The 22,157-nt window shown below is 53.8% G+C and carries 16 protein-coding genes, 2 tRNA genes and 7 pseudogenes; 15 read left to right on the top strand and 10 right to left on the bottom strand.

The genetic code is table 11. The features are described from left to right. Positions 1-183 (bottom strand): annotated as a pseudogene (locus A3OI_RS20200) (hypothetical protein); the annotation flags it as partial. Between the two features lie 256 nt (positions 184-439). Here A3OI_RS20200 and tnpC point away from each other — a divergent pair. Next, positions 440-1,203, top strand: a pseudogene (gene tnpC, locus A3OI_RS20195) (IS66 family transposase); the annotation flags it as partial. A 112-nt stretch (positions 1,204-1,315) separates the two neighbouring features. On the opposite strand, the gene gorA reads toward tnpC, so the two are convergent. The 4 genes from gorA to A3OI_RS20180 are packed head-to-tail and all read right to left on the bottom strand — an operon-like array spanning position 1,316 to position 3,724. Next, positions 1,316-2,704, bottom strand: a complete 1,389-nt coding sequence (gene gorA / locus A3OI_RS0113010) for a glutathione-disulfide reductase (RefSeq protein ID WP_018404702.1) — start codon at positions 2,702-2,704, stop codon at positions 1,316-1,318. Between the two features lie 34 nt (positions 2,705-2,738). Beyond that, positions 2,739-3,017: a type II secretion system protein GspM gene (gspM, locus tag A3OI_RS23200; RefSeq protein ID WP_228702972.1), complete on the bottom strand. Its 279-nt coding sequence runs from the start codon at positions 3,015-3,017 to the stop codon at positions 2,739-2,741. Positions 3,018-3,043: 26 nt separating this feature from the next. After that, positions 3,044-3,310 carry a GspL/Epsl periplasmic domain-containing protein gene (locus A3OI_RS22805; protein WP_040475071.1) on the bottom strand — a complete coding sequence of 89 codons (267 nt, stop codon included), beginning with the start codon at positions 3,308-3,310 and terminating at the stop codon, positions 3,044-3,046. Positions 3,311-3,325: 15 nt separating this feature from the next. Further along, positions 3,326-3,724 (bottom strand): general secretion pathway protein GspK, encoded by a 399-nt coding sequence (locus A3OI_RS20180; RefSeq protein WP_018404701.1) that lies wholly within the window; start codon positions 3,722-3,724, stop codon positions 3,326-3,328. 199 nt (positions 3,725-3,923) lie between these two features. Between A3OI_RS20180 and A3OI_RS20175 the strand changes: the two genes are divergently transcribed. The 7 genes and pseudogenes from A3OI_RS20175 (at position 3,924) to A3OI_RS0112970 (ending at position 8,964) form a co-directional block, all read left to right on the top strand. Further along, entirely contained in the window at positions 3,924-4,508 is a 585-nt protein-coding gene (locus tag A3OI_RS20175) for a type II secretion system protein N (protein WP_018404700.1), read from the top strand. A 5-nt stretch (positions 4,509-4,513) separates the two neighbouring features. Beyond that, positions 4,514-5,224 (top strand): transglutaminase-like cysteine peptidase, encoded by a 711-nt coding sequence (locus A3OI_RS0112990; protein ID WP_018404699.1) that lies wholly within the window; start codon positions 4,514-4,516, stop codon positions 5,222-5,224. A 25-nt stretch (positions 5,225-5,249) separates the two neighbouring features. Continuing rightward, positions 5,250-6,823, top strand: a pseudogene (locus A3OI_RS20170) (FAD-binding oxidoreductase). A 10-nt stretch (positions 6,824-6,833) separates the two neighbouring features. Next, a complete protein-coding gene (locus A3OI_RS20165) occupies positions 6,834-7,310 on the top strand; it encodes an FGGY family carbohydrate kinase (protein WP_081622930.1) in 477 nt (158 codons plus the stop codon). A gap of 194 nt (positions 7,311-7,504) precedes the next feature. Continuing rightward, positions 7,505-8,599 (top strand): annotated as a pseudogene (locus tag A3OI_RS20160) (FGGY-family carbohydrate kinase); the annotation flags it as partial. Positions 8,600-8,733: 134 nt separating this feature from the next. Further along, a tRNA-Gly gene (locus tag A3OI_RS0112975) sits at positions 8,734-8,809 on the top strand. An 81-nt stretch (positions 8,810-8,890) separates the two neighbouring features. Then, a tRNA-Cys gene (locus A3OI_RS0112970) sits at positions 8,891-8,964 on the top strand. Between the two features lie 120 nt (positions 8,965-9,084). Here A3OI_RS0112970 and A3OI_RS0112965 read toward each other — a convergent pair. Then, positions 9,085-10,206: a site-specific integrase gene (locus A3OI_RS0112965; protein WP_228702971.1), complete on the bottom strand. Its 1,122-nt coding sequence runs from the start codon at positions 10,204-10,206 to the stop codon at positions 9,085-9,087. A 240-nt stretch (positions 10,207-10,446) separates the two neighbouring features. Here A3OI_RS0112965 and A3OI_RS0112960 point away from each other — a divergent pair, with 240 nt between their 5' ends. The 3 genes and pseudogenes from A3OI_RS0112960 to istB all read left to right on the top strand — a co-directional run bounded on the left by A3OI_RS0112960 (position 10,447) and on the right by istB (position 16,210). Further along, positions 10,447-12,774 carry a TOTE conflict system archaeo-eukaryotic primase domain-containing protein gene (locus tag A3OI_RS0112960; RefSeq protein ID WP_018404697.1) on the top strand — a complete coding sequence of 776 codons (2,328 nt, stop codon included), beginning with the start codon at positions 10,447-10,449 and terminating at the stop codon, positions 12,772-12,774. 1,115 nt (positions 12,775-13,889) lie between these two features. Further along, positions 13,890-15,429 (top strand): annotated as a pseudogene (gene istA, locus A3OI_RS20155) (IS21 family transposase). 22 nt (positions 15,430-15,451) lie between these two features. After that, complete coding sequence (gene istB, locus A3OI_RS0112950; protein ID WP_018404695.1) at positions 15,452-16,210, top strand: IS21-like element helper ATPase IstB; 759 nt, start codon at positions 15,452-15,454, stop codon at positions 16,208-16,210. Positions 16,211-16,438: 228 nt separating this feature from the next. On the opposite strand, the gene A3OI_RS0112945 is transcribed toward istB, so the two are convergent. Genes A3OI_RS0112945 through A3OI_RS22795 form a run of 3 tightly spaced genes read right to left on the bottom strand, consistent with a single transcriptional unit; the run spans position 16,439 to position 18,651 of the window. After that, positions 16,439-18,187 carry an isocitrate/isopropylmalate family dehydrogenase gene (locus A3OI_RS0112945; RefSeq protein WP_018404694.1) on the bottom strand — a complete coding sequence of 583 codons (1,749 nt, stop codon included), beginning with the start codon at positions 18,185-18,187 and terminating at the stop codon, positions 16,439-16,441. After that, positions 18,177-18,458, bottom strand: coding sequence for a hypothetical protein (locus A3OI_RS22800; protein ID WP_155903126.1), 282 nt, complete (start codon positions 18,456-18,458; stop codon positions 18,177-18,179). Before A3OI_RS22800 ends, A3OI_RS0112945 begins: the two co-directional genes overlap by 11 nt. After that, a complete protein-coding gene (locus tag A3OI_RS22795) occupies positions 18,442-18,651 on the bottom strand; it encodes a hypothetical protein (RefSeq protein ID WP_155903124.1) in 210 nt (69 codons plus the stop codon). The genes A3OI_RS22800 and A3OI_RS22795 overlap by 17 nt, the downstream gene beginning before the upstream one ends. 152 nt (positions 18,652-18,803) lie before the next feature. Between A3OI_RS22795 and A3OI_RS0112935 the strand changes: the two genes are divergently transcribed. The 3 genes from A3OI_RS0112935 to A3OI_RS0112930 all read left to right on the top strand — a co-directional run bounded on the left by A3OI_RS0112935 (position 18,804) and on the right by A3OI_RS0112930 (position 20,661). Continuing rightward, the gene (locus A3OI_RS0112935) at positions 18,804-20,048 is read left to right on the top strand and encodes a malic enzyme-like NAD(P)-binding protein (RefSeq protein WP_018404692.1); all 1,245 of its coding nucleotides are present in this window, start codon (positions 18,804-18,806) and stop codon (positions 20,046-20,048) included. Between the two features lie 127 nt (positions 20,049-20,175). Continuing rightward, the gene (locus tag A3OI_RS24695) at positions 20,176-20,361 is read left to right on the top strand and encodes a DUF2970 domain-containing protein (RefSeq protein WP_218185833.1); all 186 of its coding nucleotides are present in this window, start codon (positions 20,176-20,178) and stop codon (positions 20,359-20,361) included. Positions 20,362-20,466: 105 nt separating this feature from the next. Continuing rightward, on the top strand, positions 20,467-20,661 hold the full coding sequence (locus A3OI_RS0112930) for a ribbon-helix-helix protein, CopG family (RefSeq protein WP_007350135.1): 195 nt from the start codon (positions 20,467-20,469) through the stop codon (positions 20,659-20,661). Positions 20,662-20,799: 138 nt separating this feature from the next. Here the strand turns inward: A3OI_RS0112930 and A3OI_RS20150 are convergent. Next, positions 20,800-21,740: pseudogene (locus A3OI_RS20150) on the bottom strand (IS1595 family transposase). A gap of 113 nt (positions 21,741-21,853) precedes the next feature. Between A3OI_RS20150 and A3OI_RS20145 the strand changes: the two are divergent. Further along, positions 21,854-22,157: pseudogene (locus A3OI_RS20145) on the top strand (ISAzo13 family transposase); the annotation flags it as partial.

Here is a 22,157-nt window from a genome sequence, read left to right as displayed (position 1 = left end):
CTTTTCACTGTCATATCCTTTGTCCGCTACCACGGCTTTAGCCGGCGGCAATGGTTCCATTAATTCGCTTGCCGCCGTGCTGTCATCAATAAGTTCCCACTCAGTATCCGGTTCGCTGACCAGATTTTGAACAGCGACCATCATTCGCAGGTCGCGCTTGTTATAAATATTTTCTTGAAGCATCAGTAACTATTCACCTCGACTTTGCTCAAAAAGTTCTTGACAGGGTTTTGACTCCAATTGCGAGAACTTTGGCCGCACTCAGTGCGAGGCCATAAAGTCGTGCGCAGAACCTCCACCATCCTCTCAGTGCAGTCTTGTGCTGTCGCTCATCCCCGGGCGCAGCGGCCTTGAAAAAGTCGCTCAGATCCGCGCTCAGGAGGAAAAATTCGGCCTGAAAAAGTCGTGCTATAATGGCCCTTCACTCGACGGTACTCAGGCCGATGAAACAGGCATCAACATCGGCGGCAAACGTCACTGGCTACATGGCGCGTCGAATGACGGCCTGACGCCCCATGCGCAGCGAGGCCAGCAGGCGATGGATGCGATCGGCATCCTGCCGCGCTTCAACGGTGTGCTCTGTCACGATCACTGGAAGCCGTATTACCGCTATTCATGCTTGCGTGCCCTCTGTAATGCACACCACCTGCGAGAACTCCAGCGCGCCTGGGAGCAGGATAAGCAGGCTTGGGCGCAACGGATACAAACCCTGCTGTGCGCCACGGCCGACAGCGTCGTTGACGCCGACGGCTGCCTGCCACCGGACAAGGCGCAGCGGTGGCGCAAAGTGTACCTGCACGGTCTGGCGAAAGCGGAAAAAGCGTGTCCGCCACCGGATGAAAGCCAGCGCCAGGGCAAGCGCGGGCGGCTCAAACGCACGCGGGCCCGCAACCTGCTGGAGCGGCTGATCGCCTACGAAGCGGATGTGCTGCGCTTCCTCGACAGTCCAGAGGTACCGTTTACCAACAACCAAGGTGAGCGGGACATCCGCATGTTCACAGTGCAGCAAAAAATATCGGGTTGCTTCCGCTCCGTTGAAGGAGCCGAGATCTTCTGCCGCGTGCGCAGCTATCTGTCGACGGCGCGTAAGCAGAACCTGTCTGCCTTCGAAGCCTTGATGCACCTGTTCGAGGGACGGGTGTGCCACCGTACATGGAGGTGGCAGCAGGTAATGATCAGAACATTTTAAATCAAACCAGCTGAATAGTTACATAACTTTTTGTTATGGCATAAATTCTTTATGAAGTTTCGCAGTAAAAATAAAAAAACGCCGGCTCCGGTTGCCAGAGCCGGCGTTTTGATTTCGCCTTGATCGTCAGTCGGGATCGACCAGCGCCGGCTCACGCATGGTTACAAACTCTTCCGCTGACGTTGGGTGAATGCCCATCGTTGCGTCAAATTGCGCTTTGGTGGCCCCTGCCTTGATCGCAACAGCCAGGCCCTGGGTAATTTCACCGGAGTCTGTTCCCACCATGTGAGCGCCCAGCACTTTGTCTGTGCGTTTGTCTACCACCAGTTTCATCATGCAGCGTTCATCTCGCCCACTTAAGATGTACTTCATGGGTCTGAATTCCGAGCGGTAAACTCGCAGGCTATGCCCGGCCAAGCGCGCTTCCTGCTCAGTCAGGCCAACGGTAGCGATGTTCGGTTGGCAGAAAACCGCGGTAGGAATCGCCGCATAGTCCATTTCGCCTTCACCGTCGCCAAACAATCTGCGTGACAGCACCATCGCCTGGGCCAAAGCGACCGGGGTCAGCTGGGGGGTACCAATCACGTCACCCAGCGCGGAGATTGAGGGTACTTTCGTCTGAAAATAGTCGTTTACCACCACGTGGCCCGAGTCATTCAGCGCCACGCCTAGCTCAGCCAGCCCAAGGCCGTCAACCAGCGCGCGGCGTCCGGTCGCTGCCATAACAAGCCCGGTTTTAAGTGTTTCGCCATTGCTCAAAAGCACTGAATAATCGCCGCTTGCGCCGGTTACCGATTCGATGGTGACGTTAAACTGCAAATCTACGCCTTTCTTCGCCATCTCTTGGGCTGTAAATGTGCGGATATCGTCATCAAAGCCACGAAGAAACAGATCACCGCGGTACAGCAGTGTGGTTTTAACGCCAAGGCCCGCCAAAATACCGGCAAACTCCACGGCTATATAACCACCGCCCCAAACCACGGCATGCTGCGGAAGTTCCGGCAAGAAAAACATTTCGTTAGACGTCACCAGGTGTTCTTTGCCGGGAATGTCAGGCACCACGGGCCAACTGCCAGTGGCAACGGTAATGTGTTTGGCGTTGTAGCTTTTGTCGCCTACCATCAAGGCATTTGGACCGTTCAAGCGGGCACTGCCATTAATAATGGTCACGCCAGCATTTTCTAACAGGCGCCCATAAATGCCGTTCAGGCGCTCGATCTCGGTGTTTTTATTTGCGAGCAATGTGGGCCAGTTGAATTTTACGTCGGCAAGAGGCACCTGCCAGCCGTAACCGGCGGCGTCTTCCAGTTCATCGTGAACGTGGGCGCCGTAAACAAACAGTTTTTTTGGCACGCAACCCACATTCACGCAGGTGCCACCCAGGTAACGCGATTCCACCACCGCTACTCGCGCACCGCGCTGGGCAGACATGCGGGCCAATCGAACGCCACCAGAGCCGGCGCCTATCACAATCAAGTCGTAATCTGCTGAGTCAGACACAAAGTCTCCCGTCATTAATTGATTTGAAGCTGTTTCATTCCATTCAGTTTTACGCTGGCCGGGCGATTAAAGGCCAAGTGTCAAACGGGCTGTTACCTTGCCCCCCTTCGGCGGTCTTTTCCAGCGCCGCCTGATCTATTAAAACGCCATTTTCGACACTCAGGATTTCCAGCCAGGAGGCCACATCGGGAAAGGGTACGTTATCCATCCATATACGAACAGAGTTATCACCGCTAGGCTCAAAGCGCTGCAACACCAGCCCGGACTCCCGTGCCGAACGGGTGACCAACCCCATCAAGGCGCGACTGTCTGCGCGTAAATCCACCACCAGTTCGCCGCGCGCCTGGTTGTAATTCAGCGAATTAAAGCGAATACCATTGCCGCCAGAAACCGCCGCATACTGCTCGCCGGTAATTTCATCAAGGTTATAAAATTCAGACTTGGGCCGCTATCAGCGTTTTGTCTGAGCTGGCCTTCAACCACCCTGCGCACATTGCCGGGGTGGGTGCGCCGGTCGTCTGGAAATGCCTGTCGGTACACACTCATGGCCTGTGCATTCAGGTTGTCGGCCTGATGTTGATAGTACCAGCCCAGCCCTGTGTCCAAAGACAGCTGAAGCACCAGCCAGGCCGCCGTTCACTTGGCTGTTGCTCTACCAAAGCGTTGTTCTTTTCGCATTTCAATCACCGCATTCACCTGGGCCGCGCTCAAGTCCGGATGCAGGGTTTGTAACACTTCCGCGCTGGCAGTGTTTACATTGATACCCACGCCACTGACCGGCAGCGCCGCCACGAAGGGCCGAAGCGCCTGGTAGCCTTCCTCAGTCATGCCCTCCAGCAGGCGCAGCTCGGTTACGCTGGCAAACTTCTGATTGCCCGCCCGATAACCCGGCTGCGCCAGCAGATATTGGCCGTCTTCGGCACCATAAGCACTGATGGTTTGGTCGTTTGCATCCACCCAGTCAATAAAAACATCGGTTTTCAGGCCGGTTATCTGAAGGTTCTGCTGTAATCGGTCCAAGCGTTCACGGCTCAACAGCGGGCAGGCCGGCTGAATAACCCGATGCTCTATACTGCCATTAAACGGTGGTTCTCTGGTAATCTGCTGGTGTCATCTGCCAAACCTGTCTTAGCCGGAACAACACATGCGCCTGGATTCGAAACATCTTATGACGGCTGCCGCCCTTGCGCTGGCAGTCATAATGCTGGTTTCCACCGCATGGCAAGCTTGAGGCGTGTGGCAGCAGGAGTCGGCCGAGGGCGGCGTTATCGCAGCCGTCAGCACGGGTTCTGCCCCGGCGCAGAAGCAAATCCCACAGATTGCGTTGTCCAGTCTTCAGCTGTTTAGCAATACACAGGCCGATGATCCGGGCGTTCAGCAAAGCACAGAAGATCTGCCCGAAACCAATCTACAGCTCACCTTACGGGGCGTTTTGGCCGCCGCCGGCGACTTTGCTGGCAGTGCGCTGTTTGAAGACGATCGCAACAACACCGACGCCTACCTGGTGGGCGACACCCTACCCGGCAACGCGACACTGCGCTCGGTTCACCCTGCACGGATCATCATTGAGCGCTCAGGTAAGCTGGAAAATTTGTATTTTCCAGAAATTGACAACCGCAGTGGTTTTAGTATTGTTGGCGATGAAACGCAAAGCCTAGAGCCTGCTTACACGCCACCGGCACGTCCGCAGCCGGCACTTTCACAAGCTGACTTATCACAACCTACCAGCGCTTCCACTGCACCTACAGACGAACAAAGACGAGCCGAAATACGCGAAAAGCTTGAGCAGTTACGCCACAGCTTGCGCAATGGAGGTTGATAAGATTGATTCTAGCGTCCCAAGACCGCGCTTCGTTACCCGCAGCCACGATATCGGCGCTGCGCCGGCTTCTTGATGGCCGCTCTTGGTTGTGGGCGATTTTACTGACGGCCACTCTGGGCTCGGTTGGGAACGCGTTAGAGCTCACCGATACATTGATGAGCTATGTGCGCGCCGAGTTTGGTGATGAAGCCTACCAGCGCCTGCAGAATTATCAGCGCCTACAACTGCTAGCCAGCAGAGCCCCGATAGATCGACAGTTACGCCTGGTGAATTCGTTTTTCAACCAGTCGCGCTTTGTCAGCGACATGGAACACTGGGGCGAAGAAGATTATTGGGCCACGCCGGTGGAACTACTGACCACCAACGCCGGTGACTGCGAGGATTTTTCCATTGCCAAATACCAGACCCTGCGTTCCATGGGTGTGCCCGACGAGCAGCTACGAATTGTGTATGTCAAAGCTCTGGAGCTGAATCAGGCGCACATGGTTCTGGCCTGGTATCCACGCCCGGATGCCGACCCACTGATTCTGGATAATCTGATAAATGACATTAAACTTGCATCACAACGTACTGATCTTGAACCAGTTTATAGCTTCAACGGTAGCGGCCTATGGTCCAGCAAAGCTGGCAAAGACAAGCGTATTGGCGAGGCAGACAAACTGTCTCGCTGGCGCGATTTGAACCAGCGGATGCAACAGTCCGGGCAACCCTGAAACTCGACAACAAGGAACCCACCAGATGCGACGTTGGAATGGTTGGGGTGATGATTCTTTTTCACTGGGACTGCCCCGCACCGGCGAAGATTTTCTAGCGGCGCGCATTGGGCACAGCAGTGCCCTGCAAGACGTGACCCTGGCCAGTGTGTGCGCCAAGGTTCCGCAAAGCCGCCTGGGCCAAGGGCGCCCCGCCGGTATTGAGCTCACTACCGACGCCGAAACCCGGGTACGCCATGCACGAGGCCAAAGCCTGCCGGACTGGTTGGCCATGCGCAGCGGGCAGATTGATTGCTTCCCCGATGCTGTGGCGTTTCCGCGATCATCTTCTGAGGTGCGCGAGCTACTGGCATTCGCCAGCGCAAACTCGCTGCACCTTATTCCTTATGGTGGCGGCACCAGCGTGGCGGGGCACATCAATCCGCTAGATCTAGGCCATCCCGTTATCACCGTCAGCATGGTGGCAATGAACCGCTTGCTGGATCTGGATCCTGCCAGCCAGGTTGCCACCTTTGGCGCGGGTACGACCGGCCCCCAGGTGGAATCCCAGCTTCGCGCCCACGGTTTAACCCTTGGCCACTTCCCGCAGTCTTTCGAATTATCCACGATAGGCGGCTGGGTCGCCTCGCGCTCCAGCGGCCAGCAGTCTCTTCGCTATGGCCGGACTTCCCCGCCTCCAGCGCCGGGCCCGACTTGCGCGAGCTAGTGCTTGGGTCGGAAGGCCGTCTTGGCATTATTACCAAGGTTAAAGTTCGGGTCAGCCCGCTGCCACAGCGCGAGCGCTTTCAGGTGGTGTTTTTCCCTAACTGGGCGCAAGGGCGCGACGCCTGCCGTGAACTGGCGCAGCAACGAGTACAACTGTCGATGCTGCGCTTAAGCAACGCCGAAGAGACCCGCACTCAGTTGGCTCTGGCCGGCTATGAACGGGCCATAAAATGGCTGCAGCGAGCGCTGGCTGTGCGCGGGGCTGGCACGGGAAAATGCATGATGACGTTTGGGGTCACCGGCAGCAGCGTGCAATGCCGCAGCGCCCTGCGCCAGGCACGCCGCATAGCCCGGCGTTTTGGCGGCGTTTACACCGGCACCCTGCTGGGGAAAAAGTGGGAAGCCAAGCGCTTTACTATGCCTTATCTGCGGGAGGCGCTGTGGCAAAAGGGTTATGTGATAGACACTCTGGAGACCGCGACCAACTGGTCAAACGTAGACGCCTTGATGAATGCCATGGAACATAGCCTTCGCAGTGGTTTGAACAGTCAGAATGAAGCCGTGCATGTATTTACTCACCTGTCGCACGTTTACGGCCAGGGTTGCAGCCTGTACACCACTTACGTCTTCCGCGCTGCTTCGGGCTACGCCACTGCATTAGATCGCTGGAAGATCCTGAAGCACAGCACCTCGGAGCTCATCGTTCGCCAGGGCGGGACCATCAGCCATCAACACGGTGTGGGTAAAGACCACGCGCCCTATCTATTACAGGAAAAAGGCGCGCTTGCAATACAGACGATTCAACACGTGTGTCAGGGCTTTGATCCGCAATCAATGATGAACCCGGGAACGCTGGTGCCCGCATCAAAGAAAAGTAAGGGCGCGAAGTCATGAGGCCACCCCCCTGATACTGGCCATCGACAACGGCACCCAAAGCGTGCGGGCGCTTTTGTTTGATGGCGAGGGCAACCTGCTTGGCAGCGCTAAACAGGAGTTGGAACCCTACTTTTCCACTCAACCGGGCTGGGCGGAACAACACCCGCAGTATTTCTGGGATGCCTTGGGCCAGGCCTGCCAGCAGCTGTGGCAGGAAACCGCCGCAAACCCCGCGCAAGTCAAAGGCGTCACTCTGACCACCCAGCGAGGCACCGTGGTCAATCTGGACGTTAACGGCACCCCGTTACGCCCGGCTATTATCTGGCTGGACCAACGCCACGCCGACGCCAGTGCACCGCTGCCAGTTTACCTACGCTGGCCGTTTCGCTTGCTGGGCCTTGCACCCACCATTCAGCGCTTTCGCGAAAATTGCCAAGCTAACTGGATTGCCCAGAATCAGCCGGATGTGTGGCGCGATACACGCTACTTTCTTTTAACGGGGTAGTCGGTTAGCTCCTCCACCCACTATATGTTGTGGTGTCACCAGCGATAGCTATGACTAGCTTTCGGCTCGGCGAACTGCCTATGTACTCCAGGTAAGAGCGTGGATAGTCGTTTCCAGCCATCTACTGGGGCCGCATCCCGATTTCAGTTACAGATGTTTTCATTCCTACATCTTGTACCAGGAGGAGCTAACCGACTACCCCACTTCTTTTATTGTCGGGTTATTTAAACTATCGCCTGACCGGCGAGTTCCGCGACTCCAGCGCTAGCCAAGTGGGCTACCTGCCCTACGATTACAAACGCCAGGCCTGGGCCCGCAAACGCAACTTCAAATGGCGACTGATGCCGATTCGCCCTGAACAACTGCCGCAGCTGATTGCGCCCGGTGAAATAGTGGGAGCACTGACCGTTGCCGCGGCCGGGCACCTCGGGCTACCAGCGGGCCTGCCGGTGCTGGCGGCAGCGTCGGATAAGGCCTGCGAAGTGCTAGGCAGCGGCGCGATGTCGCCGGACACTGCCTGCCTAAGCTATGGTACTACCGCCACGGTGAACACCACCAACCCGCGTTATGTGGAACCAATACGTTTTATACCGCCCTACCCGGCAGCCATCCCCGGCCACTACTCTACAGAAGTAATGATTTACCGGGGCTATTGGATGGTGAGCTGGTTCAAGCGGGAATTCGGGTTGCACGAGCGGTTGCTGGCAGAACAACGTGGCATTGCGCCAGAACAGTTATTCGATGAGCTGGTGGACTCAGTCGGCGCAGGCTCCATGGGCCTGATGTTGCAACCTTACTGGTCCCCCGGCGTGCGCCAGCCCGGCCCGGAAGCCAAAGGCACCATTATTGGCTTTGGCGACGTGCATACCCGCGCGCACCTGTACCGCGCCATGCTGGAAGGTTTGGCGTACGCGCTGCGGGAGGGCAAAGAGCGCATTGAAAGACGCAACGGCCAGAAAATCCAACGCCTGAGAGTGGCCGGTGGCGGCGCACAAAGCGATGCTGCCATGCAGCTGACCGCCGACATTTTCGGACTGCCCGCGGAACGCCCGCACACCTGCGAAACCTCTGGTTTGGGCGCCGCTATTACCGCTATGGTCGGCCTGGGTATACACCCGGATTTTCCGACGGCAGTTGCCAAAATGACACGGGTAGGCGCGGTGTTTCATCCAGACCCCGCAAGTCAGGCACTCTATCAGCAGCTGTACAGCGAAGTTTACCTGAAAATCTATCCGCAGCTGGAAAGCCTGTATAAAACCATCCGCCGTATTACCGGTTACCCGCGCTAGTATTTTTTAAGGCTAACCAGAAAATCCTTTTCTCCTACAGCATTTATCGATATTTTTTCACCAGGTTGTTGACGCTCGAGGAAAGATCCGTATAATTCGCATCCGTTGTCGGGCTACAACTTACGACAGTATTTGCGGGAATAGCTCAGTTGGTAGAGCGCAACCTTGCCAAGGTTGAGGTCGCGAGTTCGAATCTCGTTTCCCGCTCCAATTTTTTCTGGATGAATCAGAGAAAAATGCTTCAAAAGTCTCTCACCCCACTAGAGAGAGCAAAGCCAAAAGGCTTTATCAGGCGCGGTGGCAGAGTGGTCATGCAGCGGACTGCAACTCCGTTAACGCCGGTTCGATTCCGACCCGCGCCTCCAATTTTTCGTTACTTATCAAAGTATTAGACGCCTCGAAGTAGTTGTCAAATGCACTGAAAAAATAATGAAAATATACTGAAAAATAACCCGCTTTATTCCGTGCCCGAAGTTCATTCGCGATTAACCTACGCTGTCGTTCTTATTAGCTTCTTCGCGAAGAAATTTGATCGTCGATCTGGCGCGTTTCGGCGGTTTTATTAGTCTGTAATGATCCGCCATCGCCTTAGTCTCATGGCCGCCTTTATCGTTCTCACCTTGAGTCACGTACTCTTCAGTAAGTCCTTTTTTTCGGAGATCTGACAGGTGATACAGGCCGCCGTAGCCAGCCTCTTTGCACGCCTCCCTCCATGCCTCTTGCAGAGTCCTATGGGTTGCCGATTCTGCCCTGGAGCGCATATCAAAATATCGCGGGTTGACCAGAAGATATGGACTGATAATTTGTTCCTTTTTCTTCATTGTGATGAACCATTGCCAGAGCTCCGCTAGTTCTTTATTCATACCCAGCCCAACCCCGATCTTGGTTTTGTGCCTAGCAAAACTTATAACTCCATAAATCAGCTCATCATCCACTGTCACAGGTTCGGAATAAATTTCACCCTGACCTTCCGTGATTCCAAAAACATCGATAGGTTGTTGGCTCATCATATAAATAAGATCGCAGATTTTTGCGCGCCACGTCCCATCCGTTATCCGCCGATTATGTCTGTGAACACACAGCCGCGCCGTAATGGCTATATAGGCATCGCTCGGAACCAAAACGTTTCGTTTTGGCACAACTGCTTTGCGAAGATCGATCATAGGATTGCGCTGAACAGTTCCGTCTTTCACAGCATATATATACACTCGATTAATTGTATTCTTTAACCCGTTATAGTGAGTGGGTGTTCGGCGACAATTAGGATGACCGGACAGGATAGTTGACGCCGAACAAGTGGGCTTATCGAGCCAAGGAGACAAGAGCTTTCGAATTTTTCTTAACGAGTCTGGATCAGATAAAGCAAATTTTGCGTCACCTGATGCTTCAAGCTGTTGACAATCCGATGCGTAATCACACTTAGTCGAAGATGCTATGGGCTTACCACCACGCAGGGAAGCCAGTTTGCACTCGCTCCAAACGTTTTTCCCATCCACGAGCTCATGACCCAATTCTTCTTTACGCCAGGTGCTCATGTAGTCACACAAGAGCACCTCCCCTTCAGGGTCGTGCGGTGTGGATAATGCGGAAAGCTTTGCTACCAACAAATCGCTACGCCACTGGTTTATTTCTTTTTCCCAAGATTGGCTTATTGCCGTCCATCGACGAATTGCTGAGGGGCGGTCTTTAGTCCAAAGTAGCGTAGCTAGGCGGAAATCTGGAGAAATCTCTAGTCAGGAATGTGGTCTTAGAGCAACGAGAACCGATGATTAGCCGACGTACAAACCCTTTTTAACCAGCTTAATAACCGTGTTCGACGGATTCATTGAATAGGAGGCCGGATCTTAGTGGATGAAGAGCTCGCAGCCATTGAACTTAAATTGTCGGAGATTGAGAAGAAAAAAGCCGCCCTACTTTCCCGAAAGAAAGAGCTTCATCAAGCTGCGCGCCGATCCACGTTATCGCACCTAACCCCCGCTCAAAAAGTCGAACTGTTCAGGACGCTCTTTCGCGGCAGACAGGATATATATGCGATTCGTTGGCAGGGTTCCGGTGGCCGCTCCGGCTATGCTGTGGCCTGTGAGAACGAATGGGCCCCGGGTATTTGTCAGAAACCCAAGATCAAATGCGGAGAATGCCCACACAGAAAATTCAAGCCTCTGGATTTCAATGCGGTCTACGACCACCTGTCTGGCAAGCATACCGCCGGGTTATATCCTTTACTACCAGACAGCTCCTGTTACCTCCTGGCGGTGGATTTTGATAAGGACGACTGGAGAGCAGACGTTCGTGCGTTGGCCGAGGCCTGTCGTGGTGAAGCTATTCCTTATCTCGTTGAGGTGTCTCGATCCGGTGCTGGTGCCCATTTATGGATCTTCTTTCCGGAAGCCGTCTCGGCCTTTTCTGCGAGAGCTCTGGGGTTCAAGTTGCTGGATAAAGCCATGGAGCTCTATCCAGGCTTGTCCTTCGATTCCTATGACCGGTTGTTTCCCAACCAGGACACGATGCCCGATGGTGGGTTTGGCAATCTGATTGCCCTTCCGCTTCAACACGAGGCGCGAAATCGCGGATGTACTGTGTTCGTCGACGATGAATTAACTCCATATGCGGATCAGTGGACGCTGCTCAGTGAGCAAAAGACCCTTTCATTAGCCCAGCTTCGAGAGATGGTCGGTAAGGGGCCTGATTCTGATCTTACAGCAGAGGTTTCGTTGCCATGGGAACAATCGTTACCGGTAGAGGCAGGTATCATTACAGGATGCCCTGAACGCATCACTCTCATTTTAGCAAACCACATTTATATGAAGTTGTCCGACATACCGGGGACATTGGCTACTCGAATAAAGCGCATGGCCAGCTTCGCCAATCCAGTGTTTTTCAAAACACAGGCACTTCGTTTCTCTACTCATGGTATTCCTCGTTACATATCCTGTGCCCGGATTGAGCAAGGTTATCTCTCCGTACCGAGAGGCTGTTTTGATCAGCTTCAGGCATTGCTATTTGATCAGGAGATTACGGTAGATATCGATGATCGCCGGATTCCAGGTCAGCTGCTGAGCGGCACCAGTCTAAAAGCAACCCTGCGTGATGATCAAAAAAAGGCTGTGAAGGCGCTTGCCGATCACGATACCGGAATACTCCACGCCCCAACTGCTTTTGGTAAAACCGTAACGGCAATTGCGATGGTAGCCAAGCGTGGGGTCAACACATTGATCCTGACTCACAGTCGTCAGTTACTGGACCAATGGAAGGAGCGCTTGGAAACCTTCATTGAAGGTGCAGCAGTGGGTGTGATTGGCGGTGGCAAAAAGAAACCTACCGGTCAGATCGATGTTGCCACCTACCAGAGCCTGATCAACAAAAAAGACAACACTGTCTCAAGCTTGGTCAGGGAGTATGGGCAGGTCATCATAGACGAATGCCACCATATTTCCGCTCCCCGTTACGAAATGCTCCTTAATGAAGTCAGCGCCCGTTACGTCGTCGGCCTGACGGCAACACCTGACCGTCAGGATGGGCACCAAAAAATCATGTTCATGGTTGCGGGGCCCGTTCGTCACAAAGTTCGGGCGGACCACAGCTCTAGGTTTGTCCAACGCCTCATCGTTCGGGAGCGTCATGAAAGTCCACCCACCGACATTTATCAGTCGGGTGGGCGGCCCCATATAGCATCGGTTTACCGTTGGCTCTCCCAGAGCCCCGCCCGGAATCAGGATATTGTTCAGGATATCGCAAACTGTGTGCGCAACCAGTCAAACTGTCTTCTGCTGACGGAGCGACGAGAGCACGCGGAGACGTTAGCAATAATGCTGGACGCTGAATCCATACCGTCGGTTGTGCTGCGTGGGGGAATGCGCGTCAGAGAGCGCCGGGATGCAGAGGCGCGGTTACATGAAGCTCAGGTTATCGTTGCAACAGGAAAATACATCGGAGAAGGTTTTGATTTGCCACGGCTAGACACTCTGTTTTTGGCCCTGCCAATCGCCTGGAAAGGAACGCTGGCGCAATATGCCGGCAGAATACACCGCGAAGCCGATGGCAAGCAGGAGGTCACCGTGTATGACTACTTGGATGCTGGGCTGCCAATGCTAGAGCGAATGTTCCGAAAACGCGAGAAAGGCTACAAGGCAATGGGATATAAATTTGTATCTTCCGGGCAACCCAGATTATTGTAGACAGAGAAAATCTGGGCCGTTCCGAGCGTGATCGCCATGAGAGTGGTCAATGCCCCCTTGTCATGCGCGATTTCGCCAGTTTATACCCAGAATCCGCACAGAAAAAATCTTCGGAGTGCAACCTTCCCACGAAGGGCATATTCATAGGGGGCAACCGTTTCTTCATAAGGAATAGAAAGCACTCACAATAACCTTATCGTTAATAACCGACCCCTGCGGAAACTGCGGACTCCAACAACGGCGGGGTTCTGACGTGCGGAAAGTCTTACTGCCGAGTTTACGAACTTACCGAATAGGTCGCACCAAAGGGATTAAAAAACGGTTTTACAGCACAATATAATCAGTAATGCAGTGGGATAAACGAAATAATGGAGATCACAGGTCAAACGATAATCCGCAATACCGGCGCACTTGCTTTTGCCGATATCCTCCACTATCGCCAAAAGCACCGTCAGTCGCACCCGCTGCGACAAGATTCTTGAAGTCTATTCCCGACCGATGATGGCGAAAACCGCCAACGATATCCGATTCGGAGGTCGAACCGCCTACGCAGTTGGTGTGGTGTCGGACTTCGAGTTTTTTGGCATAACATCCTGCGCCCGGCCTAGCGCTATCCTGATCTCACGAAGCAATCTGAATACCTTTTTCACGTTATTCACGAAACGATTGAATACGAGAATATCTCGAAAAAATTTGTAGATTAATTCCCTATTCCCAAGGTCACCCGACCCTCCTGTCACTGAAATAGAAACACCCTTTTGCGGATTGCTACAGGATCAGGATCTTGCTCGCTGAAAACGTAATCTCTTCATGTGATGCTCTCCGGTTCTGAGGAAGCCATATAATCAGGTTACTGATGTGCGTTGCATATTCTGGCCCATTCCGATCACTGATTCCGGTTTAATCCGATCACCCATTCTGGAACTTTGCGATCACTGATTCTGGTTTTATCCGATCACTTTTGCCGGTTTTCCAGAATCGGTGATCGGAATCCAGAACCACAGATCAACAGCCTCCAAAAACCAATCTAACGCATTGATTTTGATAGAACACTGCTAACCTTCCAGCCTTCCCCAAGGCAAGGAGTGTGAGCGGTGGCCAAGATGAGACTATCAATGCGCAAAATTAAAGACATTCTGCGTCTTCGACATGAAGCAGGGCTGAGCTACCGAGGCATCGCCCAGTCGCTCAATATCGGCTATGGCACCGTGGTGGATTACCTCACCCGAGCCAGGCAGGCGGGGCTCAGCTGGCCCATTCCCGAAGAACTTTGTGAGCGTGATCTTGGGCGGCTCCTCTTCCCAACCCAGCCGGTGATCGGCCAACGACGCTTCTCTGAGCCGGACTTCCCGGCCATCCACCTGGAACTCAAAAACAAGACCATGACCAAACAGTTGCTGTGGCAGGAATATCGCCAGCAGCATCCCGAAGACGGCTACAGCTATGCCCAGTTCTGTCATCGCTACAACGAATGGCTCGGGCGTCAACAACGCAGCATGCGCCAGTCACACCGGGCCGGGGAGAAGCTCTTCGTTGACTATTGCGGCCCCACCCTGACCGTCGTGAACCCGGATACGGGCGAAGCCCGTACCGCTCAGATCTTTGTGGCGGTGCTGGGGGCGTCCAATTACACCTTCGCCTGCGCCCACTGGAGCCAGGGCCAGGCGGACTGGCTGGATGCCCATGTGAAAGCCTTTGAGTTCTTCGGCGGCGTTCCGGAGCTGGTCGTTCCAGACCAGCTGAAAAGTGCTGTCCGCAAATCCCACCGTTACGTTACGAGCCGGTGATCAATCCCAGCTATCAGCAACTGGCTGCGCACTACCACACCGCCATCGTGCCGGCCCGCCCCTACAAGCCCAAGGACAAAGCCAAGGCCGAGGTGGCGGTCCAGATCGTCGAGCGCTGGATCATGGCCAGGCTACGTCACCAGTCGTTTTTTACCCTCTTCTCGCTCAACCAGGCTATCCGCTTCCTGTTGGAGGATCTCAACCAGCGTGCCTTTAAAAAGCTGCCCGGCTCCCGGCCAGCCAGTTCGAACAGCTGGATAAACCCGCCCTGCGTTCACTGCCTACCCAGCCTTACGAGTACGCCGAGATCAAGCAGGCCCGCGTCCATATCGATTACCACATCGAGTATGACAAGCACTACTACTCGGTTCCTCACCATCTGGTGAAGCAGGCGGTTGAGGTTCAGGGCAGCAGCCGTGTCGTGGCCATCTACAGCCAGGGCCAGCGCATGGCCAGTCACCCACGCAGCTACCGCCAGGGCGCTCATAGCACCTGCCCGGAACACATGCCGCCCTCCCACCAGGCCATCCACAGCTGTTCTGCGGAACGCTTTCTCAACTGGGCCGACGATATCGGTGAAGCCACCCGCGAAGTGGTGAGCCACTTACTGACAGAAAAGCGCCACCAGGAACAGAGCTTCCGCCGCATTCTGGCCTTGTTGGGCAACGCGAAGAAATACGGTCGAGACCGGCTCAACAAAGCCTGTGGCCGGGCGCTGGCCATCAACTCGCCGACACGCAGCAGCGTAGAGTCCATCCTCAAACAGGGGCTGGATCATCTGCCCCTGAAAGCGGAGGCGGTGCCCAGTCAGGACGAGCTGTTCCTGGATCACCACGAGAATCTGCGCGGTGAAGATTACTACCACTAACCGGCCTCAGAGAGAGATCGCAATGTTTACTAACCAAACGCTGAACACCTTACGCAGCCTGAAGCTTACCGGCAGGGCCGACGGTCTGGAGCAACAACTGGCGCAACCTTCCACCCATGCTGAACTGGGCTTTGAGGAACGTCTTGCCCTGATGGTCGACCGGGAAACCACGCGCCGAAACAATAACAAGGTGACCCGCCTGCTCAAGGCCGCCCGCCTGAAACTACAGGCCCATCCCGAAGAGATCGATTACCAGCACCCCCGTGGCCTGCATCGAAGTCAATTCGCCGACCTGCTCAGCAGTCGCTGGATCCACCAGCACCACAACGTCCTCATCACTGGCCCCACGGGCTGTGGTAAGACTTATCTAGGATGTGCCCTGGCGAATCAGGCCTGCCGGCACGGCTTATCCGTGCGCTACTTCCGGACCTCTCGACTGCTGGAATCGCTCAGCATTGCTCATGGCGATGGGCGCTTCGCCAAACTGACTCAGCAGTTGGCCAAGACGGATTTACTGGTGCTGGACGACTGGGGGCTGGAGAAAATGACCTTGAGTCAGCGCAACGATTTACTGGAAATCATGGAAGACCGCCATGGCTTGCGCTCCACCTTGATCACCAGCCAACTGCCGATCAGTCAATGGCACAAAGCCATCGGCGATGCGACCCTGGCGGACGCCATTCTCGACCGCCTTCTGCACAACAGTCATAAGCTGAATCTCAAAGGAGAATCCATGAGAAAAGCCATGAGTAAAATGGGGCAATCCGATCACTCCGAGTGATAGGATGACCATCGGCGCGTTAGGTTGAACAGGTGATCGGATAAAACCAGTACGGGTGATCGGAATCACCGGAATACGCATGCGTCGAAATTACAATTTTTAGCACTCTTGCAACATAAGACGCCGAACAGGTTCAACGTGGTCTAAATCGGTTGCCACTAAAGAGCCACCTCTTCAGTATCAGGTGGACAAACCTCACCCTGGGCAAAAGCCCCAATCCAATTTTGGTCACATCGTAAAGCTGCCCAGCCGTTTCTCAATGGAATCAAGAAACCCCATCATATCAACCAGTGTTTCGCTCTCAGGAGTTGTCGTCTTATCCTTCAAGTCAGCCGTAACAATGCCATCCCCTACGGTATCTTTTAATGCTGATTTGAGCCGGGCGGAATAATCAAGCAAGGCTTCATTGCGCTCCCGGCGGCCCAGGGTTTCCAGGGCATTCGCGAGGGCGTAGATCAGCGCTGAGGGGTTGAAATGCGCGTCTTTTCCATTGCTTTCCAGGTATTTGAGGTATAGATCGTGGGCTGTTCCATGCGGTGCCTCAAAGAGCATCGTGCTGCTCTTGCTTTCGATGATGGAGCTTGCGGTGGCGAGGCTACCGCCGAGAGCAGCAGAAATATCAGAAAATATATCTCCATCCAGGTTCTGGGCAGGGTAAAGCGCACTCCGGGGAGGATCAGTTATCATTTTTATCAGCTGGCTCGAAGGTCGCATGATCATGAAAGCGGGCGGCGAGGTGTGATCCGCGGCCAGTTCGCGGCGCACATCGTTGATGACGGTGCTAAATACCTCGTCGTATTCCATGTATTCTCGTTTGAGACCAAAATATACTTCTTTGTGCTTGCTTGAGGCATCCCTAAAAACTTGGCTGACCCAGTCCTTGATTGCCTCATGGTCATTGGACATGAGCAGGATTGGGTCGCCCTGACTGACACGACGAGCGTGCTTTTCTACTCCATCGACGACAACCTTGAGGATGCCGTCTTCCTGAGCAGGCATGTTGAAACTGCCGTATTGATCACCACCGCCGGCACTCATGCGCGAGATCGAAACATGAGCGTTTCGGACGGGTATGCCGTAGCGTTTTAGCTGCTTGACAAGCTTATACAGTTTTCGGCCGGTGGTGTTGTCCGGCACGCCCCACAGTGCGCGCTCTGGCGGGTTGGCAACAATACGGGCGGCCTGCGCATCGACCAGTTCGTAGTAGTAGTTGATACCCACCGCTTCAAATTGCTTTTTGTATTCCTGTTTGTAAATAGCTTCTATAGCGGCGCGCATTACGCCATCGTAGCCAGCAATCACGGTATCTTTCAGGCCGAGGTAAGCATCTCGTTTTTCGTCAATTGCGCGCTTGAAAAACCGGTGAGCCCAGGCTTTAACATCGGCGATGTCATTAGTAGCCAGTAGCCAGGGGTCGCCTTTTTTCACATCACGGCGGTGCAGCTCGACCGGATTCCCGCTTTTTCCGACGAAGAGCAGTTTGACCACGCCCGTTGATGAGGACAATTCATTGTAACTGTCCTTAATGCCCCCGTTGTCCATGGTGTCGACATCAATATCACGATCAATCCAGTCGGGTTTCCGCACCCTGAGATTCTGGAATTGAATATCCTCCCGGGTGATGTTGCCCCCGATCCCTTTGCGTATTGCGCCATTAGGTGACTTGGTCGCGAGCGGATCAAGCCTGGACTGACTGAGCTCTGGGTGCTTTTCAAGCATCGCATCCAATTGCTCTCTGTTCACGGTCATGCCGGCGTTCTTGACGCCAACACCGTATTTTTTGAGTGTCTCGATGGCTTCGAAAATAACCTGGCCGTTCGTCAGAAACCGATGTTCGGCCGATAAATCGATTTCTATCAGCTCAATAGCCAGACGGGTTGTGACAAACTTTTTCAGGATTTCTTCAAAAGCCACCTGAGCCATCTCATCGCCGTGCAGAATGACCAGCGGTGATTCCACCTGAATTTTATTGACCATTGCTTCCTCCAGTTTTCGGTTGGCTTAAACGCACGGTCAATGAACGTGTGAGACGTTCATTGATAATTGGTGTCGATGCGGTGCGTCCATTTAAGCCTTGAGAACGTTGCGGGGACAACCCCCCAACCAGGATGCGAGTTGACTGTCCGGAATGCGGAGCACGCTCAAGCAAGTCCGGATGCTCTTCCACCATCAATTGGTAACGCTCCTGTACAGGCAAGCTATGATGGCGAAACTCACGTTCACTGATGGTTTCAGCCAACTCTTCCACTAAAACCAGTGCTCAGATCATCCAGAAATTGCCTTCTAGAACAGGTCGTTTCCTTCACCGAGTTGATACCAAACAGACGGCTAAGGTCGCCTCTTAAAATCTCATGTTTAGGCAAGCTTGACTGATTACCCGTGATCCGGGTAGCCCGCATTTCTGGAGACGCCGGGAATGGCGCGTTGGAAAGTTTATTCATCGGTCACCTCCTGTCATCACAGGTATGGGCATCGAGTAGATCAGAGGCGAGCGGTTATTAAGGCTCACCTCAACGATGCCCAGCACATGGACTAGCTTACATGATAATGATATTATAATTAAGGTATAACCTAATTATCATAAGGTGCCATGATGACTAAAAACTTTAAGCAGGCCGCGCTGGACTATCACTCGAAGCCCGTCCCCGGGAAGATTTCCACTGGCCTGACCAAGCCTGCAAGTACGGTGGGCGACCTCTCACTTGCCTACAGTCCGGGTGTCGCGGAGCCAGTGCGCGAAATAGCCCGCGATCCGGATAATGCTTACCTGTATACCGGGAAAGGCAATCTGGTCGCAGTGATCACCAATGGCACCGCGATTCTCGGGCTCGGAAATCTGGGGCCGCTGGCCAGCAAACCAGTAATGGAAGGCAAGGCCCTGCTATTCAAGCGTTTCGCAGGCATTGACTCCGTTGATATCGAGGTCAAGGCAGATACCGCCCAGGCGTTTATCGATACCGTCATTCCCATCTCAGATACCTTTGGCGGCATTAACCTGGAAGACATCAAGGCACCTGAGTGTTTCGAAATTGAGCGAGTTTTGATTGATCGCTGCGATGTTCCAGTATTCCATGACGATCAGCATGGCACCGCCATTGTGACGGCGGCAGGTATGCTGAATGCATTGGAAATCCAGGGTAAGACGCTGGGCACCGCAAAAATTGTCTGCTTGGGAGCGGGTGCAGCGGCCGTTGCCTGCATGCGAATGCTGTTAAGTCTCGGTGCGAAACGAGAAAATCTGTATATGGTTGATCACAGAGGTGTGATCCGCTCCGGCAGGGAGGGTTTGAATAGCTTTAAGGAAAAATTTATTAATGATGGCGGAGCAAAAACACTGGACGATGCCATTGATAGCGCAGACGTTTTTGTTGGATTATCCGGGCCGGATTTGCTCAATGCTGAACAGCTCAAACAAATGGCACCCCGGCCGATAGTTTTTGCGTGTTCGAACCCTGACCCTGAGATTTCACCCGAACTGGCAATGTCGGTTCGGGACGACCTGATTATGGCTACAGGTCGATCAGACTACCCTAATCAGGTTAACAACGTACTTGGTTTTCCGTTCATTTTTAGGGGCGCGCTGGATGTACGCGCTAAACGAATTAACGAAGCCATGAAGGTTGCAGCTGTTTATGCAATTCGAGATCTGGCGAAAAAGGAAATACCGCAAGATGTCCTAGCCGCCCATCAACTGAGAGAACTGTCTTTTGGGCCCCACTACATTATTCCTAAAGCCATGGACTATCGGTTACTGACGGAAGTGTCAGACGCAGTTGCCAAAGCGGCCATCGAATCGGGTGTTGCACGTTTGCCCTATCCTTCACACTATCCGTTATAGGGAGCCCCAACGTGCCACAATATATTGAGGACAAGTGTTCGGCGACAATTAATATGACCGGTCGGACAGGATAGTTGACACCGAACAGACAAGCATTCATCGAAGATGATCCTCTTTCTTGCAGGTCGTGAAAAGTTTTCTGACGGCTACTCTGGGTGTGCAAAGTCAGAAAAATTTGGAACGCGACGGTCAGCAAAACGGTGTGTGCACCCTACGTCGTCTTCGGAGTGTTGGTGGTGGTATTGTTTGTACTCACGCTAATTGGAGTGGTTGCCCTAGTTGTTCGCTATGCAAGTTAGAATCAAGCGCTTAAACAGTCGCCACTATCTTAAGGAGGCGAGCGAAAATCTGGAAAGACAGTGACGTGTTGAATTATAATGAAGTTAACATATTATGCTACGTGCTCAGGTAATTTCTTATGGAAACGAAAACGGCCCGGTTAACGATTCTCATCGACCCGATTAAAAAGAAGGCCCTCGAAGACTTATGCGCCTCCCAAGACATTACGACTTCGCAGGTAGTCCGACAGTTGATTCGTGACTATCTGGAGCGGAATGGCACTGAATATGCCACCAAGCCCAAGCCCCTTTCATCAAACGCTACAAATAGATAGTCTAACAACGATAAACAGGGTGCCGATTTTAATAAAAAGGGTTGTTTTCTCCGCTTCCATTGTGATTACTGCCGCGAAATAGCGTTAATCGCAGAAGCGGGGTAGTCGGTTAGCTCCTCCACCCCCAACATCTTGTGGTCACCAGTCGTAGCCATGTGTGACGTCAGATTCAGTCACGGGCGCGGTGACAATTGCCTCTTCAAGGAGTTGGCGGAACACGAGGCCGCGGCTACGCAAGGTGCGCCGGTTGAACCTGAACATAAACTTCTCCCAGTAGGATTGGAGATGCTCGGGTGTCACCGACCCCTGGTGGGTGCCGAGGATCCATCGTTCAGGAGGCTGGCGACGCGGTGCACTCCCGGCATGGAGACGTGGGCAGGATCACCTGACGACGAGATCACTATCTTCCGACGCGTGTATCCGTGCTTGGAAAGGTCATTGTAGCCACCCCATCCGTCGGTGAGTACTGATGCCTCAGGAACGATAGTATCGCGCACGAACGGCACCAAGCAGTCCCCCGATGCATCAGGGACATACCGCATTCTTACTCGACCGAAGCCCTTCGGTTCCAAAACCTCAACGGCGATCACCACGATCGATTTGGCAGTTCCGCGGCCGCGTTTACCCCCGTGTTTGACGCCCCCGACCAGGGTCTCATCGACCTCTACGTTTCCAGACAGGAGTTCACGTTCGGAGCGCACCATCGCCACCCTAAACCGTTGGAGGATCGTCCAAGCCAAGCGATACCGCGTGCCAAGCGTGCGCGCGAAAGTCTTTGCCGACAGGCCGTTCTTTGCAGTGGTTACGTGCCACGCTGCCTCGAACCATGTCGTCAACGGTGTCCGTGTCTTGTCAAAGAGCGTGCCGGCGGTCGTAGATCCCTGATGGCGACATGCCGGGCACACCAGCCGACCTCGTGTCTGGCGCCACGGTGCCTCAGACGATCCGCAAGCCGAGCAGACGAAGCCGGTAGGCCAACGCAACCGCTTCAAGTAGTTTGTGCATGCAACATCGTCTGGGAACATCTCGACGAACTCCCGATACGTCCCCGGATAGTCGCGACCAACCACCAAGGCCATCTTTTTTCCAGCTACGCCTGAATATCTCATTACTATATATTGTGGCAGGAGGAGCTTAGGAACTGTTAAACAATAACTGTAACAAATAATTGCCAAGATGTTACAGTGTTGTCATGACTGTTATTGATGACGACATTAAACACATACGCACCAGATTCGAGAAACTTACGTGGGTCTTGGATGAGCGCATGAGGCGTCTATTTGCTGCTGCAGAAGCCTCGGCGCTAGGTCATGGCGGGGTCACAAAAGTTGCGCAGGCCACTGGGGTATCTCGACGCGCGATACATGCTGGACTGGAAGAATTGGCGGCCGAAAAATTACCGAATGAAAGTCATGGTAATCGAATTCGGAAAGTGGGGGCGGGCAGAAAATCTGTCATCGAGACCGAGTCTGGAGTGATGGCTGCGTTAGAAAAAC

Source organism: Marinobacter gelidimuriae (assembly GCF_000372805.1).
Lineage (GTDB): Bacteria > Pseudomonadota > Gammaproteobacteria > Pseudomonadales > Oleiphilaceae > Marinobacter > Marinobacter gelidimuriae.
This window is presented reverse-complemented; position numbering and strand designations above follow the sequence as displayed.

Excerpts from the sequence above, each read along its gene's own strand:
- A3OI_RS22795 (WP_155903124.1), bottom strand. The coding sequence starts at position 18,651 with ATGAATAAACTTTCCAACGCGCCATTCCCGGCGTCTCCAGAAATGCGG.
- A3OI_RS0112930 (WP_007350135.1), top strand. The coding sequence starts at position 20,467 with ATGGAAACGAAAACGGCCCGGTTAACGATTCTCATCGACCCGATTAAA.
- A3OI_RS0112935 (WP_018404692.1), top strand. The coding sequence starts at position 18,804 with ATGACTAAAAACTTTAAGCAGGCCGCGCTGGACTATCACTCGAAGCCC.
- istB (WP_018404695.1), top strand. The coding sequence starts at position 15,452 with ATGTTTACTAACCAAACGCTGAACACCTTACGCAGCCTGAAGCTTACC.
- gorA (WP_018404702.1), bottom strand. The coding sequence starts at position 2,704 with ATGACGGGAGACTTTGTGTCTGACTCAGCAGATTACGACTTGATTGTG.
- A3OI_RS0112945 (WP_018404694.1), bottom strand. The coding sequence starts at position 18,187 with ATGGTCAATAAAATTCAGGTGGAATCACCGCTGGTCATTCTGCACGGC.